The organism is Nocardioides hwasunensis, assembly GCF_014779665.1.
Classification (GTDB): domain Bacteria; phylum Actinomycetota; class Actinomycetes; order Propionibacteriales; family Nocardioidaceae; genus Nocardioides; species Nocardioides hwasunensis.
Genome location: NZ_JACXYY010000005.1, coordinates 167630 through 182517, shown reverse-complemented (window position 1 = coordinate 182517; position 14888 = coordinate 167630). Strand labels below are relative to the sequence as shown.

Here is a 14888-nt window from a genome sequence, read left to right as displayed (position 1 = left end):
GGGGGTCACCCACCCACCGGAGCGGGGCGCTCGTCGTCCAGGCCGAGGAGGAAGGCCGGGTTGTGCTGGGTCACCTGGCGCAGCTCGTCCTCGGTGATCCCCCGCGCGAGCAGCTCGGCGCCGACGCGCATCAGGGCGTCGACGGGCATCGGTCGACCACGCTGGCCGAGGTCGGAGGCGAGCACCGTGTGGTCGGCACCGATCGTGCGGATCCATCCGACCAGGAGGTCCGGGTCCCACTTGCGGAAGCCCTGGGGGTCGTACATGCCGAACTCGTGCTCGACGTAGCCGCCGAGCTCGACCAGCTGACGGCAGCGCTCGACGTCGGCGTCCACGACGAAGTTGGGATGGCTGATGACCATCCGGCGCACGCCACGGTCGCGACCGGCGGCGAAGAGCTTGGCCGACTCGGCGGGCTCGAGGTGCCCCGCCGACATCAGCGCGTCGGACTCCACGATCAGGTCGATGACCTCGTGGACGGGCTCGAGGAGATCACCCTCGGCGTCGATCACGTCGACGATCCGGTTGGGGATGTCGTACTCCGACTCGGGGAACCCGTGGTGGGAGTTCTCGCAGTGGCAGCGGCTGGAGAACGTGGGGAACCAGACCGCCCGGCCACCCATCCGCAGGCACATCGCGACGGCGTAGGGGTTGATGCCGCCGACCTGCGCGTTGAGCGCGATGCCGCCGAAGATCGGCGTCGCGATCGGCTCGAGCTCGCGCCCCATCGCCAGGAGGTCCATGACGGTGTTGTGGTGGTGGGACTTGACCAGGATGCCGCGCATCCCGAGCCGCTCGGCGTCCTTCGCCGCGCCGACGTGGTCGAACTCGCGCGAGAAGGGGTTCGGGCCGGAGTGGCAGTGCAGGTCGACGGCGCCGTGCAGCACGTCGGCGATGGGCGGATGGGTCGCGAGGCTCAAGGCACACCTTCTGAGATGGGGGTCACACCGTTCACATGAGATCATCTATGTTCGTATTACGACTGTCAACCACGTCCACGTCGGCTGCTTGCCAAAGCGGCCGGCGCAGGTAAGACTGGGATGCGAACATGTCACTCGACATGTGAACAGACCAGGCGCAGCGCGCACCGGCGCCCTGCCCGCGATCGCCCGGAGGGACGCCGGTGGCCATCACCTACGCGCTGCTGAAGGACGTCACGTCCCAGATGTACGCGCGCTCCCTGCGACAGGTGCCGTCGGAGGCGACGGCGGCTCTCCGCGCCGCACGGTCCCGGGAGGAGGTGCCCGTGGCGCGCCGGACCCTGGACCTCATGCTCGACAGCGCCGAGCAGGCCCGCGAGCGCGACCACCTGCTGTGCTCGGACTCGGGGATCCCGACCTACTCGTTCAAGATCGGCACCCGGGCCGTGCTCCCGGGCGACGTCAAGGCCGCGGTGCGCGACGGCTTCCTCGAGCTCGCGGCCACCAGCGACCCGCCGCTCCTCAAGCACGTCACCAACCCGCTGACCAACGAGCGCGGCTTCGCCGGCAAGGACATGCCGATCATGAGCTTCGACCTCATCGACGGCGCCGACCACGTCGAGATCGTGTGCTCACCGAAGGCGTTGGGGACCGGACGGTGGTCGCAGGCCGAGATCCTCGTCTCGCCCAGCCTGCAGGACATCGAGGAGTGGGTGCTGGACGCCGTCGTGCGTGCGGGATCCCAGGCCTGTCCGCCGATGGTGGTGGGCGTCGGCATCGGCGGGACGTTCGAGCACGCAGCGCACATCGCCAAGGAGGCGGTCCTGCGCCCGATGCGCGAGGAGAGCCCGGAGCCCACAGTCCGCGCGATGGAGGAGCGGCTTCGCGAGGCCATCAACGCCACCGGCTTCGGCCCGATGGGCACCGGCGGAGCCACCACGGCGATGGCCGTGCACGTCAACTACTCCTCAGGCCACGGCTACACGCCCGCGGTGGTGTGCTTCAACTGCTGGATCGACCGTCGCTACAGCGCGCGCATCGACAACGACGGCACGGTCACCCACGGTGTCTGACCTCCTGCGCGGCGTGGCCGAGCACCACCTCACACTCCCGCTCCGCCCGGGCGACACCACCGAGGTCGTGGCCGGGGACCTCGTGCACCTCAGCGGCGAGGTCGTGATGTCCATCGGCCTGCCGACCTTCAAGCGGCTGCACCGCGAGCTGCACGAGGGCATCGCGCCTCCGCTCGACCTGCGCGGCGCCGCACTCATGCACATCAGCAGCTCGGGACAGCGCAACCCCGACGGGTCGTACGAGCTCCACTACGTCAACTCCACCACCACCACCCGGTTCGACGACCTCATGCCCGACCTGATCCGCGGCCACGAGCTGTCGGTCGTGGGCGGCAAGGGTGGGCTGGGCGAGGAGTCGGTGCGAGCGATGCGTGAGACCGGGGCGATCTACCTCTCGGTGCCCGGCGGGAGCGCGACGCTGCTCTCCGGTGCCGTCCGGGAGGTGGTGGAGGTGCACTGGACCGAGTACATCTGGCAGTTCCAGCTCATCAAGACGCGCTTCGAGGGTCTCGGTCCGCTCACGGTGGGCATCGACGCCCACGGCACCAGCCTCTACCGCGACCTGCGCGCCGAGGCCGAGCGCCGGTTGCCGACGATCCGGGACACGATGACCCGCCGGCGCGACGCCCCGGGTCCATGACCCCGGGTAACGGCCCCGTGGACCTGCACCTGGCGGCGCCTGCTCGTCCGTCCATGACGGTAGGCTCGCCGCCACCCCTGACCACACGAAGTACGGAATCGGAGGGTTCGGCTTGGACATCCAGGCAGTCGATCGCGTGGGGATGATCCTCGCCCTGTTCGGGCCTCACCGAGAGTCCGTGACCTCGACGGAGGCAGCCGACCTCATCGGCTTGAACCGGACCACGACCTACCGCTACCTCAACTCGCTGGTCAACGCCAACGTCCTCACCCTGCGCGAGGACCGCACCTACGTGCCGGGGCCGACCCTGGTGCAGGTGGGGACCTACGCCGTCGGGCGCCGCGACGTCCTGAAGGTCGCCGCCGAGCCGATGCAGGCGCTGGCGCGCGAGACCGAGATCACCGCGGTGCTGTCGCTGTGGGGTGCTGCCTCTCCGGTCGTGGCGCATGTCGAGGAGCCACCCCGCCTCGAGGTCGTGGTGTCGGTGCGCGTCGGCATGCAGCTCTCGCCCGTGGCGGCGCAGACGGGCATCTTCCACGGGTTCATGGCGGGCGCGCCCAGCGTCGTGCGAGCCGCGCGCGAGATGGACGACGCCGATCGCGAGCGGCTGCAGTCCTCCGCCCACGCCACCGTGCGGCAGGGCTACGCCGCGCAGGTCAGCTCGCGCGGGATCGCCGTGCTCGCGGTGCCCGTGTGGGACACCCACGGTCTCGCGGCCTCGCTCGCACTGCTGACCACCCGTGACGTGCTCGACGTCGAGACCGACGGACCGGAGCTGGCAGCGCTGTCGCGCACCGCGGAGACCATCTCGCGGATGCTCGGCTCGACCCGCCCGGCCATGACCGGCTGATCGACGCGCACACCCGATCCGGTCCGCCTCGCTCACGCCGTGAGCAACGGCACCTCCAGGCGCTGCGCCAGCTCGGTCGGGGTGATGCCGACCAGGTCCCGCGCGACCACGCCGTCCGCGGTGAGCTCGAAGGTGGCGACGTCGGTGTAGACGCGGTCCACGCACCCGATCCCGGTCAGGGGGTAGGTGCACCGCGGCACCAGCTTGGGCGCGCCGTCGCGTGCGAACAGCGTCATCATCACGAAGACGCTGCGGGCACCGGTGGCCAGGTCCATCGCCCCGCCGACGGCGGGCACGGCGTCGGGTGCGCCGGTGTGCCAGTTGGCCAGGTCACCCTCGGCGGAGACCTGGAAGGCCCCCAGCACACAGACGTCGAGATGGCCACCGCGCATCATCGCGAACGAGTCGGCCGAGTCGAAGTACGACGATCCCGGCAGCTCGGTGACCGGCTGCTTGCCGGCGTTGATCAGGTCCTCGTCGATGTCCTCGCCCCGGGCGGCGGGGCCCATGTTGAGCAGTCCGTTCTCCGTGTGGAGCACCACGCCCGACGCCGGCGGGAGGTGGTCGGCGACCGAGGTGGGCTGGCCGATGCCGAGGTTCACGTAGGCCCCGTGGGGGATGTCGTTCGCGACGCGGGCGGCGATCTGGTCGCGGGAGAGGCTCACAGCGACACCACCCGGTCGACGTAGATGCCCGGCGTGACGACGGACTCCGGGTCAAGCGTCCCGACCTCGACGACCTGGCCGACCTGCACCACGGTGTGCCGGGCGGCGGTGGCCATGACGGGACCGAAGTTGCGTGCGGTCTTGCGATAGGTCAGGTTGCCCTTCCGGTCCGCGCGGTGCGCGGCGATCAGCGCGACGTCCCCGCGGATCGGGTGCTCGAGCACGTGGGTGCGACCGTCGATCTCCCGGGTCTCCTTGCCCTCGGCGAGCTGCGTGCCCGCGCCGGTCGGGGTGAAGAACGCCCCGATCCCGGCCCCGGCGGCACGCATGCGCTCGGCGAGGTTTCCCTGCGGGACCAGCTCGAGCTCGACGCGACCGGACCTGTAGAGATCGTCGAAGACCCACGAGTCGCTCTGGCGCGGGAAGGAGCAGACCACCTTGCGCACCCGACCGCGAGCCAACAGCGCGGCCAGGCCCGTGTCCCCGTTGCCGGCGTTGTTGGACACGACCGTCAGCTCGCTCGCGCCCTGCTCGAGCAGCGCGTCGACGAGCCCGACCGGCATGCCTGCCATGCCGAAGCCGCCCACGAGCACGGTGGCGCCGTCGGCAACCTCCGCCACGGCCTCGGCAGCGGTACCGCAGATCCGCGCGCTCACGAGACGTTCTCCAGGACGACCGCGAGCCCCTGGCCCACACCGATGCAGATCGCGGCGACGCCCCAGCGACCACCCGTCTCGGCCAGCCGGGCGGCGAGGGTGCCGAGGACGCGGGCACCCGAGGCACCCAGGGGATGGCCGAGAGCGATCGCCCCTCCCTTGGTGTTCACCAGCTCGGGGTCGAGGCCCGCGCGCTCCCACGCGTCGACACAGGCCAGGCTCTGCACGGCGAAGGCCTCGTTGAGCTCGACTGCCGCGACGTCGGACCACGAGATGCCGGCACGCGCCAGGGCTCGGTCGGCGGCCTCGACCGGGGCGATCCCGAACTCGTGCGGGGCGAGGGCGTGCGCGGCGCGACCGGCGATGCGCGCCAGCGGATCCACGCCGAGACGCGACTGCTCCGAGCCGAGCACCAGGGCCGCAGCGCCGTCGCTGAGAGGCGAGGCGTTGCCGGCCGTGATCGTGCCGTCGGACCGGAAGGACGGTCGCAGCGCGGACAGCCCGTCGACCGTGCTGCCGGACCGGATGGACTCGTCGCGCGTCAGGTCGACCCCGGGCAGGTCGATGACGAGCCGGTCGTAGAAGCCGTCGGCCCACGCCTGCTCGGCCCGCTGGTGCGACCGGGCGGCGAAGGCGTCCTGCCGCTCGCGGTCGATCCCGAACCTGTCGGCGAGCTGTTCGTTGGCCTCGCCGAGCGACACGGTCCACTCGGCGGGCATCCGCTCGTTGACCAGCCGCCAGCCCAGCGTCGTGGAGACCGCAGTGACGTCGCCGGCCGGGAAGGCGCGCGCGGGCTTGGGCAGCACCCAGGGAGCGCGGGTCATCGACTCGACCCCACCCACGACGACGATGTCGACATCACCCGACTCGATCGTGCGCGAACCGGCCATCGCCGCGTCGAGCGAGGAGCCACAGAGCCGGTTCACCGTCACCGCGGGAACGCTCACCGGCAGGCCTGCGAGCAGGACGCCCATCCGGCCGACGTTGCGGTTGTCCTCACCCGCCTGGTTGGCACACCCCCACACCACGTCGCCGATCGTGGCGGGGTCGAGGTCGGGAACCCGCTCGAGGACCGCGCTCAGCGCGGCGGCGGAGAGGTCGTCGGGGCGGTGGTCGGCGAGGGCTCCGCCGAACCGTCCGAAGGGAGTCCTGGCGCTGGCATAGAGGAAGGCGGAGGGCATGGGCCGACAGTAGGAGTCGCTGACTCATCACGTCCAATACGAATCAGGCCACGATTCATAAGACGCAAGCATAAGATGGCGGATGTGGACACGCGCCGGCTGCACGCCTTCGTCGTACTGGCCGAGGAGCGGCACTTCGGTCGCGCCGCAGCCCGACTGCACATCGCCCAGCCCGCGCTCTCCCAGCAGCTGCGCCGCCTGGAGGACGAGGTCGGCGTACGGCTGGTCGACCGCACGACGCGCCGGGTGGAGCTCACCGAGGCGGGTCGGCACCTGCTCGCGAGAGCCCGCCAGGTCGTCAGCGAGGTCGATCGGACGCTCGAGGACCTCACCGCCCTGGCGGCCGGGACGTGGGGCGTGGTGCGGATGGGATTCGTCGGCACCGCGACGTACGACGTGCTGCCCCGCGTCGCCCGGCGGGTCCGTGCCGAGCTGCCCGACGTGCGACTGGAGCTGCACGGGGAGATGCTCGGTCCCGAGCTCGTCGACGCGGTGCGCGGTGGCGCGCTCGACCTGGCGGTCCTGCGCCCTCTCGCACCGGTCCCGGGCAGCGTGGTGGTCGACCAGCTTCGCACCGAGCCGCTGATCGCTGCCGTTCCCTCCCACCATCCTCTCGCGGGGGTGGCCTCGGTGCAGGTGGCCGACCTGGCCGGCGATGCCCTGGTCACCTATCCGTCCCGCTCACGCTCCTCGCTGCACGCGCGCGTGCTCCAGACCTACCGTCGCGCGGGAGTCGACGTGGACCTGCTCGAGCTGATCGAGGTGCGGGAGACGGCGACGCTGGTGGCGTTCGTGGCCGCCGGGTTGGGCGTGGCGCTCGTGCCGGAGTCGGTGCGGTGCCTGCAGCTGGAGGGCGTGACCTACGTCGGGCTCGCCGGCACCCCGGAGACCGTGCCGCTGGCACTCGCGCACGCCGAGTCGCCGACACCGGCGGCGGTCGCCGTCGCCGCGATCATCTCCCGCGCGGCGGGGATCCCGGCTGGGAGCTGAGGCGCGCCCGCAGCCGGTCGAGCCACGGAGCGGTGTCGAAGCCCTGCGCCTGCACCCAGGTCGGGTCGTAGTAGGTGTCGGCGTAGCGCTCGCCGCGGTCACACAGCAGGGTGACCACGCTGCCCTGCTCGCCCCGCTCGACCATCTGCTCGACCAGGTCGAGCGCGACCACGAAGTTGGTGCCCGTCGAGGGCCCCGGGGCCACGCCCAGCTGCTCCCTGACCACGTGCATGGCCGCGATCGAGGCGGCGTCGGGGACCGTGCGGACGAGGTCGACGACCTCGGGCAGGAAGGACTGCTCGACCCGCGGACGACCGATGCCCTCGATGCGGGACCCCGCTGCGGTGACCGTGCGGTCGTCGGTGCGCCACGCCTGCTCGTACGCCGAGCCCTCGGGGTCGCCGACGGCGATGCGGGTGTCGGCCCCGTGGTAGCGGGCGTAGCGCGCGATCGTGGCGCAGGTGCCGCCGGTGCCGGCGCCGACGACGATCCACGCGGGCTCGGGGTGCGGCTCGGCAGCCATCTGCTCGTAGATCGAGCAGGCGATGTTGTTGTTGCCGCGCCAGTCGGTGGCGACCGCGGCGTTGCCGAACTGGTCGAGGTAGTAGCCGCCCGTGTCGTCGGCGATCCGCTGGGCCTCGGCGTAGACCTCCCCGGCCGTGGCGACCATCGCGCACCGGCCGCCGTACTCCTCGATCAGCTCGATCTTGCGCCGGCTCGTCGAGGTCGGCACGACGGCGACGAACGGGAGCCCCAGCAGACGTGCGAAGTAGGCCTCGGACACGGCCGTCGATCCGCTGGACGCCTCGGTGACCGTGGTCTCCGGGCCGATGCGCCCGCCCACCAGACCGTAGAGGAACAGCGAGCGGGCCAACCGGTGCTTGAGCGACCCGGTCGGGTGCGACGACTCGTCCTTGACGTAGAGGTCGACGCCCCAGGCCCTCGGCAGCGGGAAGTGCAGCAGGTGGGTGTCCGCGCTGCGGGTGGCGTCGGCGTGGAGCTGCCGCACGGCGTGGTTGACCCAGGAGCGGGTCGAGGTCACGGATGCTCCTTCTGTCGGGCTTCGTCGGGGACGGTCGGGATCCTCGCGAGACGACCGTCGAGGCGATGGTCCCACCCGGGCGCCGCGAGCACGAACGCACCTGCTGGTGGCCTCAGCCCCGCGGCGCGCCGAGACGCGGCTCCGTGCGGCTGCCGCGCAGCTCGTGCAGGCGTAGCGCGTTGTGGACGTCGAGCTGCCGCGGACCGCTGCGCCAGCCGGCACCCAGCACCCGGTCGATGCGCGCCAGTCGCTGGGTGACCGTGTTCACGTGGACACCCAGGTCACGGGCGGCGGCCGTCGCGCTGCAGGCGCAGTCGAGGTAGCTCAGCGCGGTGCGGGACAGCTCGGTGCGGTGTCGCTCGTCGTGGTCGAGCAGGGTGCCGACCTGGCGGCTGACCAGCAGGTCGAGCGCGGCCGTGGCGCCGGGCGTCAGGAGGAGCGAGTAGGCGCCGAACTCCGCCGCGAGGGCCCATGACCCGTCGCGACCGATCTTGCGCATCAGCTCCAGGGTCTGCAGTGCCTCCCCGTGGCAGCCGGGCAGGTCGGCGAGCGGGCCCTCGGTGGCCGCCACCGTGACGTCGGTCCCACACGCCAGGCGCACCGCCTCCCACACCTGGGCGGCCACCTCGGCGGCGTCCAGTGGCGAGAGGGTGACCACGACGCCGTCGACGAGCGCCGAGAGTCCGCCCGAGGCCCGGCAGATGGCCGCGCAGGCCGCGATCTGGGCGGGGAGCCGCTCGGTCGCGACGGTGCTCGCCACCACGCTCACCCGGTCGTTGACCAGCCCGTGGCGGCGGGCGAGGCGGACCAGCGTGTCGATGTCGCTGCGGCGTTCGGCGAGCAGGACCCGCATCGTCTCGCTCGCTGCCCGGACGTCGGCCTCCGCGGCCGCGACGTCGGCCAGCACCGAGATCGCGACCGTCTGGGTGGCCCGCTCCAGCGTGCGGGTGTCGACGTCGGTCAGCTCCTGCGGCACCGTCAGGACCAGCGCGCCCAGGTAGCGCGTTCCGGCCGTCGCGGCCGCGACGTACCTCCGCTCGGCACCGCTCCCCTCCACGCCGACCGCGCGTCCCACCTCACGGCTCGCCACCAGGGCGCGCACCACCTCGTCCGGCAGCGGCGAGGTCACCGGTCGCGGTCCCGCAGTGGCGGTCGTCCGGCCCGCGTCGTCGACCATCACCAGCGAGCCGTCCAGTGCGAGCGCGACCACCTCGACGATGCGGTCGATCCCGTCACCGCGCAGGAGGGCGCTGGTGAGCTGGCCGTGGACGTCCGCCGCCGTCTCGACCGCCGCCGTGTGCGCGCGCAGCAGCGCCGTCGACTTCTCCAGCTCCTCCAGGGCCGCGCGCTGGGAGATGAACAGGTGGGCGTTGTCGAGGGCCACGGCCGCGTGCGCGGCGAGGGACGACATCAGCTCCACGTGCGCGTCCGAGAACGCCTCGCTGCGCCGTCGGCCGGCGAAGAGGATCCCGAGCAGCCGCCCGTCGACCTCGAGGGGCACCCCGAGCAGGGCGACCAGCCCCTCGGCGCTCACCGCGCTGTCGAGGTACTCGCTGTGCGCGAACGCATCGGCCTCGAGGTAGTTCGCCACCTGGAACGGCCGCCGGGTGCCGGCCACCTGGCCACCCACCCCGCGTCCGACACTGACCCGTGTGCCGAGGAACGCCGGCGAGAGCTGGCCGGCCCAGGCGCGCACGGCGAAGTGCTCCTCGTCGGTCGTGCGCGCCGAGAGGTAGGCCACGTCGCACGCGAGCAACCGGCGGGTGCGGTCGGTGACGGCTTGGAGGGCGTGCTCGAGGTCGCGGACCTTGGTGAGGTCACGCGCCGCCTCGTTGAGCGCCGCGAGCTCGGCCTCGCGGGCACCGTGTGAGGCGACGAGCTCGCGCAGGCGAGCCACCCGGCCCGCGGTCCCGGGGTGCTCCCCCACCAGCTCGTCGAGGAGCGCGGCGACGGTCGTCGACGACGCCCGAGCCGCCCCGGACGAGGAGGGCGTCGCGACCGGGACTGTGTGGACCACCCACACAGAGTCTCACGACCGGTGGATTTGCACATGGCATGTGGCGCTCGTCTCTCGATACCTTCCTCGGCGTCACACCCGACCCCGATCCCCGAGGAGCACCCCCATGGGCCTCACCACCCGCACCGTCCTGGACGGCCTCCACTTCGCGGAGGCGCCCACCATGGGACCCGACGGCGCTCTCTACCTCTCCGACTTCTACGCACACGAGGTGCTGAGGGTCGACCTGGACTCGTGGACCAGCGAGCACGTGGTGACCATCGACGAGCAACCCTCCGGCCTGGGCTGGCTCGCCGACGGCTCGCTGCTCATCGTGTCGATGAACGACCTCAGCCTCCGCCGCCTCGACGCCCGGGGCGAGCTCCACCACCATGCCGACCTGAGCTCGGTGGCGCGCGGGTCGTCCAACGACATGCTGGTGGACCCCCAGGGCCGCGCGTGGGTCGGCGACTTCGGCTTCGACTTCTACGGCACGCTGCGCGACGACCCCGAGGCCGATCCCCTCTTCGGCCCGGACGCCGACCCGCCGACCGCCTCGATCGCGCTGGTTACCCCTGAGGGCAAGGTCACCTCGGCCGCCGACGGCCTGCGGTTCCCCAACGGCATGGTGCAGCTGGGCGACGGCACCCTCGTCGTGGCCGAGACCGTGGGCAAGTGCCTCACCGCCTTCGACATCGACGGCCACCACCTCGTCAACCGCCGCACGTACGCCGACCTCCGCGCGGCCGGCCCGGCCGGTGAGGCCGTGCTGCCCGACGGCATCTGCATCGACGACGAGGACCGGATCTGGGTCTCGGACCCGGCGAACTCCGGCGCCGTACGCCTCGTCGACGGTGTCGCGGACCTCCACGTCGCGACCAGCCAGCCGTGCTTCGCGGTCGCGATCGTCGGCGACCTGCTCATCTGCTGCACCGCGGAGACCTCCAACTCCACCATCGCCGCCACCCGCCGCACCGGTCGTCTCGAGACCTGCCACCTCGACCCGGCGACGAGCTGACGGGCTGCCGCACGACCCGCCACCGGCTCCCCACGGCCGGTGGACCCACCCCTCCCACCGACGCCGACCCGGCCGGACGCTGCCGCGCGCCCGCGCACAGGCACCGACCGGCGATCCACGACCACCTCCCGACGGCGCCTGCCGTCACCGACACGAAGGAAGCACCTCCCATGCCCGCATCACGACGCCACCACCCCGGGGCCCTCAGGTCCACCCTCTCCGCCGCGTGCGTGCTCGCCGTCGGCCTGGCCGTGAGCGGCTGCACCAAGTCCGCCGACGGCCCCGGCGGCACCGCCGCACCCGCGGCTCCCGTGGTCAGCGCAGCCGCCGGCGCCGACAAGATCTGCGGCGACTACAAGGACAAGACCATCGGGGTCGTGCACCTCACCACCGCCGACGAGAACGAGTCGACCCTGGTCACCGCCCTCAAGGAGGCGAGCGACGCCGCGGGCCTGAAGTGGACGTTCAAGGAGGCCGACTCGCAGGGCTCGGCGGAGAAGTCGCAGCAGGCGGTCTCGACGTTCGTCAACCAGGGCGTCGACGCGATCCTCCTGCTCGTGGTCAGCACCCGCGACCTGCAGCCGCAGCTGGAGGACGCCCAGGCCGCGGGCATCCCGGTCTTCGGCCAGTGGTCGTTCTCCGAGCTCGACCCGCTCCTGGTCCAGGACTACACGCCGATCCCCGCCGCCGACGCCTCCGCGCTCGCCCAGGAGATGTTCAGCAGCCTCTACCTCCAGCAGCCGGAGGGCGACATCGAGGTGGCGCTGGTCAACACCGACCTCGACATCCTCGGCGCGCGCAACGCGGCGGTGCGTGGGCTGGCGACGCTCTACCCGCGCATCAAGATCGTCGACAGCGCCAACATCGACTTCACCGACATCGCCGGCAGCACCCAGCGCATCGTCGGCGGCTTCATGTCGAAGTACCCCGACCTCGACGCCGTCTGGGCCAACTACCCGGTCGCGGGCCCGGCCGCCGCGCAGTCCATCCTCGCGGCCGGCAAGGACATCCAGGTCTTCACCCACGTCGCGCAGTCGGAAGGGATCAACGCCCTGCAGGACCCGGAGAACCCGCTGACCGCGATGCCGTGGCTGGACTTCGACTTCCAGTCGTACCACACGGTGGAGGGCATGCTCACCCACTTCGCGGGCGAGGAGCCGGGGCGCCTCGAGGGCTACGAGAACCCCGTGCCGTTCCGGGTGTTCACCAAGAAGACCGCCGACGAGCTCACCGGGGCCGGCGTCGCGGCAGGCATCGGCTGGACCTCCCAGGACGGCCAGTGGAAGCAGCCCCTCGTCGACGGCTGGGGCGCGGAGTTCCCGTGCTGAGCGCAGCGAGCCCGTCGGCCGAGGCGACGACGTCCGCCGAGCCCCTCCCCGACGCGGGGACGACCACCAGCCGCGGCACCGTGCTGCGGCGGCGCTTCGGGCCCTGGGGGGTGCCGCTGATCATGCTCGTGATGGTCGCGGTCTTCCAGAGCCAGAACAGCGCCTTCCTCACCGTCGCCAACATCTGGACGATCCTGGAGGGCGCGGCCCTGCCGGCCATGGTCGCGTGCGCGCTGACCGTGATCTTGGTGATGGGCGAGTTCGACCTGTCGGTGCAGGCGGTCGCCGGCTTCAGCACCACGACGTTCGCCGCCCTTATGGCGAGCTGGAACCTCACCACCGTCAGCGCGATCGCGATCATGCTCGGCCTGGGCCTGCTCATCGGGGCGCTCACGGGCTGGCTGGTGGCCTATCAGGGCCTCAACGCACTGGTCGTCACCATCGGCGCGGCCTCCCTGCTCAACGGCGGCGAGTTCTGGGTCTCGGACTCGAGGTCGATCTCGGTCGGCATCGACCCGGCGTTCGTCTCCTTCGTCCGCTCCGACGTCGCCGGGGTGCCGGTGCTCGTGCTCCTCGCCCCGGTCGTCGCGCTGGTGCTCTGGGCGCTGCTCGACCGGTCGTCCCTGGGCCGCGAGCTGCGTGCCATCGGCGCCAACCGCGAGGCAGCCAGGTTCGCCGGTGTCAACGTCCGGCGCACGATCCTCATCGGCTTCGTGATCACCGCGCTGGTGTGCACCGTGGCCGGGATGCTCTACACCGGACGCGCGGGCCAGGCCTACCCGCTCACCGGCCTGCAGGTGCTGCTGCCGTCGTTCGCTGCCTGCTTCATCGGTGCGGCGATGTTCCGGGTGGGCGAGTTCAACATCCCCGGCACCATGGTCGGCGCCGTGCTCGCCTCCATCGTGCCCAACGGCCTGCTCCTGGCCGACGTGAGCGGCTACTCCACCTACTTCTTCCAGGGCGGGATCCTCATCCTGGCCGTGGGCTTCGCCCGGCTCGTCGCCGGGCGGGACACGAGCCACGCATGACCGCGCCGCGCCTCGCGGTGCGGGAGGTGACCAAGACGTACGGCGGCGCGACCGCGCTGCGCGATGCCTCGATCGAGGTGGGTCGCGGCGAGATCGTGGCGCTGGTGGGCCACAACGGCGCCGGCAAGTCGACGATCAGCAAGATCGTGTCGGGCTACACCCGCCCGGACTCGGGCACGCTGACGCTCGACGGGCGCGTCGTCGAGCTCCGCTCCCCGCAGCACGCCCTGGGCGAGGGGGTGGGCCTGGTGCCCCAGCAGCTGGCCGTCGTCGCGTCGATGACGGTGCGTCAGAACCTCGTGCTCGGTCTGCGGTCGGCGCCACGCGACGTCGGGGACGTCGCCCGGCGCCTGGGGCTCGAGCACCGGCTGGACGTCCGGGTCGCCGACCTCGGTCCGGCGGCGCAGCGGCTGGTGATGATCGGGCGCACGCTGCTGCGCCGGCCGCGGCTGCTGATCCTCGACGAGCCGACCGCCGCCTTCTCCGCCCCGGAGACCGCGCGCCTGTTCGAGATCGTGCGCGGCCTGGCCGAGGAGGAGATCTCAGTGGTCTACATCTCCCACCGGCTCGAGGAGGTCCTGCAGATCGCCGACCGGGTGATCGGCATGTCGCAGGGCCGGGTCATCGCCGACCGCACGACCGCCGCCACCTCGATGGCCCAGCTCGAGGACATCATCGCCGGCGGCGCCGACGCCCGCTCCCCCGAGGCGGAGGGGGACGTCGACGACTTCACCGCAGCCGACGCCGTCGACGTCACCGACCGGGAGGTCCTGCGCGTCGAGGGCCTGCGGACCGCCGCCAAGCCGGGCGCCGCGACCTTCCACGTGCGCTCCGGCGAGGTGGTCGGGCTGACCGGCCTCGTCGGTGCCGGCCGGAGCAGCCTGCTCAACGCGATCTGGGGCGTCGGTGCACCGGTGCTCGCGGGCACCGTCCGGGTCGGCGAGGACGTGCTGGTGCCGGCCACTCCCCGCCGGGCCATCCGCCGCGGTGTGGTCCTCATCCCCGAGGGTCGCCACCGCACCTCGCTCGTCCCGGGCATGACGTCGCGGGAGAACGCCGCCCTGCCGACGTCACGACGACGTCGCATCCCCGGCACGCCCTTCATCGACCGACGCCGCGAGCGGCGCGACGTCCACCAGCTGCTGACCGAGCTCGACACCGTGCCCGCGCAGGCCGTCGACATGCCCGTCGACGCCCTGTCGGGCGGCAACGCCCAGAAGGTCGTCCTCGCCCGGTGGCTGCTGATGCCGTCCCGGGTCGTCCTCCTCGACGAGCCGTGCGAGGGGGTCGACGTCCGGGCGCGCAACGAGATCCACACGGTGCTGCGACGCCTGGCAGACCAGGGCAAGGGGGTCCTCGTCAGCTCCTCGGACGTGGAGGAGCTGGTCGAGTCCGCCGACCGCATCCTCGTGATGCGCGCAGGCGAGATCGTCGCCGAGCTGAGCGGTCCCGCCATGACGGTCGAGCGGGTCAACCGGGCGTGCCTGTGAGGCACGCCCAG

Annotated in this window: 14 protein-coding genes; 8 read left to right on the top strand and 6 right to left on the bottom strand. The window is 72.2% G+C overall.

Annotated elements, in window-relative coordinates; all coding sequences use genetic code 11:
- Nucleotides 1-5: 5 nt before the first annotated feature.
- Entirely contained in the window at nt 6-920 is a 915-nt protein-coding gene (locus IEZ25_RS13315; RefSeq protein ID WP_191199925.1) for a DUF6282 family protein, read from the bottom strand.
- A gap of 203 nt (nt 921-1123) precedes the next feature.
- Between IEZ25_RS13315 and IEZ25_RS13310 the strand changes: the two genes are divergently transcribed.
- The 3 genes from IEZ25_RS13310 (at nt 1124) to IEZ25_RS13300 (ending at nt 3483) form a co-directional block, all read left to right on the top strand.
- A complete protein-coding gene (locus tag IEZ25_RS13310) occupies nt 1124-1993 on the top strand; it encodes a fumarate hydratase (protein WP_191199924.1) in 870 nt (289 codons plus the stop codon).
- Nucleotides 1986-2633 (top strand): fumarate hydratase C-terminal domain-containing protein, encoded by a 648-nt coding sequence (locus tag IEZ25_RS13305; protein ID WP_318152217.1) that lies wholly within the window; start codon nt 1986-1988, stop codon nt 2631-2633. Before IEZ25_RS13310 ends, IEZ25_RS13305 begins: the two co-directional genes overlap by 8 nt.
- A gap of 136 nt (nt 2634-2769) precedes the next feature.
- The gene (locus tag IEZ25_RS13300; RefSeq protein ID WP_318152246.1) at nt 2770-3483 is read left to right on the top strand and encodes an IclR family transcriptional regulator; all 714 of its coding nucleotides are present in this window, start codon (nt 2770-2772) and stop codon (nt 3481-3483) included.
- Between the two features lie 32 nt (nt 3484-3515).
- On the opposite strand, the gene IEZ25_RS13295 is transcribed toward IEZ25_RS13300, so the two are convergent.
- Genes IEZ25_RS13295 through IEZ25_RS13285 form a run of 3 tightly spaced genes read right to left on the bottom strand, consistent with a single transcriptional unit; the run spans nt 3516 to nt 5985 of the window.
- Entirely contained in the window at nt 3516-4148 is a 633-nt protein-coding gene (locus tag IEZ25_RS13295; RefSeq protein ID WP_191199922.1) for a 3-oxoacid CoA-transferase subunit B, read from the bottom strand.
- Nucleotides 4145-4804: a 3-oxoacid CoA-transferase subunit A gene (locus IEZ25_RS13290; RefSeq protein WP_191199921.1), complete on the bottom strand. Its 660-nt coding sequence runs from the start codon at nt 4802-4804 to the stop codon at nt 4145-4147. The genes IEZ25_RS13295 and IEZ25_RS13290 overlap by 4 nt, the downstream gene beginning before the upstream one ends.
- On the bottom strand, nt 4801-5985 hold the full coding sequence (locus tag IEZ25_RS13285; RefSeq protein WP_191199920.1) for a thiolase family protein: 1185 nt from the start codon (nt 5983-5985) through the stop codon (nt 4801-4803). Before IEZ25_RS13285 ends, IEZ25_RS13290 begins: the two co-directional genes overlap by 4 nt.
- 84 nt (nt 5986-6069) lie before the next feature.
- Here IEZ25_RS13285 and IEZ25_RS13280 point away from each other — a divergent pair, with 84 nt between their 5' ends.
- Nucleotides 6070-6975 carry a LysR family transcriptional regulator gene (locus IEZ25_RS13280; protein WP_318152216.1) on the top strand — a complete coding sequence of 302 codons (906 nt, stop codon included), beginning with the start codon at nt 6070-6072 and terminating at the stop codon, nt 6973-6975.
- On the opposite strand, the gene IEZ25_RS13275 is transcribed toward IEZ25_RS13280, so the two are convergent.
- Both IEZ25_RS13275 and IEZ25_RS13270 read right to left on the bottom strand, forming a co-directional pair.
- Nucleotides 6938-8017, bottom strand: coding sequence for a PLP-dependent cysteine synthase family protein (locus IEZ25_RS13275; RefSeq protein ID WP_191199918.1), 1080 nt, complete (start codon nt 8015-8017; stop codon nt 6938-6940). The genes IEZ25_RS13280 and IEZ25_RS13275 overlap by 38 nt on opposite strands.
- 112 nt (nt 8018-8129) lie before the next feature.
- Nucleotides 8130-10034, bottom strand: coding sequence for a helix-turn-helix domain-containing protein (locus tag IEZ25_RS13270; RefSeq protein ID WP_191199917.1), 1905 nt, complete (start codon nt 10032-10034; stop codon nt 8130-8132).
- 106 nt (nt 10035-10140) lie between these two features.
- Between IEZ25_RS13270 and IEZ25_RS13265 the strand changes: the two genes are divergently transcribed.
- From IEZ25_RS13265 to IEZ25_RS13250, 4 genes are all read left to right on the top strand, one after another.
- On the top strand, nt 10141-11031 hold the full coding sequence (locus IEZ25_RS13265; RefSeq protein WP_191199916.1) for an SMP-30/gluconolactonase/LRE family protein: 891 nt from the start codon (nt 10141-10143) through the stop codon (nt 11029-11031).
- Between the two features lie 170 nt (nt 11032-11201).
- Nucleotides 11202-12359 carry a sugar ABC transporter substrate-binding protein gene (locus tag IEZ25_RS13260; protein WP_191199915.1) on the top strand — a complete coding sequence of 386 codons (1158 nt, stop codon included), beginning with the start codon at nt 11202-11204 and terminating at the stop codon, nt 12357-12359.
- Entirely contained in the window at nt 12353-13387 is a 1035-nt protein-coding gene (locus tag IEZ25_RS13255) for an ABC transporter permease (protein ID WP_191199914.1), read from the top strand. Before IEZ25_RS13260 ends, IEZ25_RS13255 begins: the two co-directional genes overlap by 7 nt.
- A complete protein-coding gene (locus IEZ25_RS13250; protein ID WP_191199913.1) occupies nt 13384-14877 on the top strand; it encodes a sugar ABC transporter ATP-binding protein in 1494 nt (497 codons plus the stop codon). The genes IEZ25_RS13255 and IEZ25_RS13250 overlap by 4 nt, the downstream gene beginning before the upstream one ends.
- Nucleotides 14878-14888 lie beyond the last annotated feature (11 nt).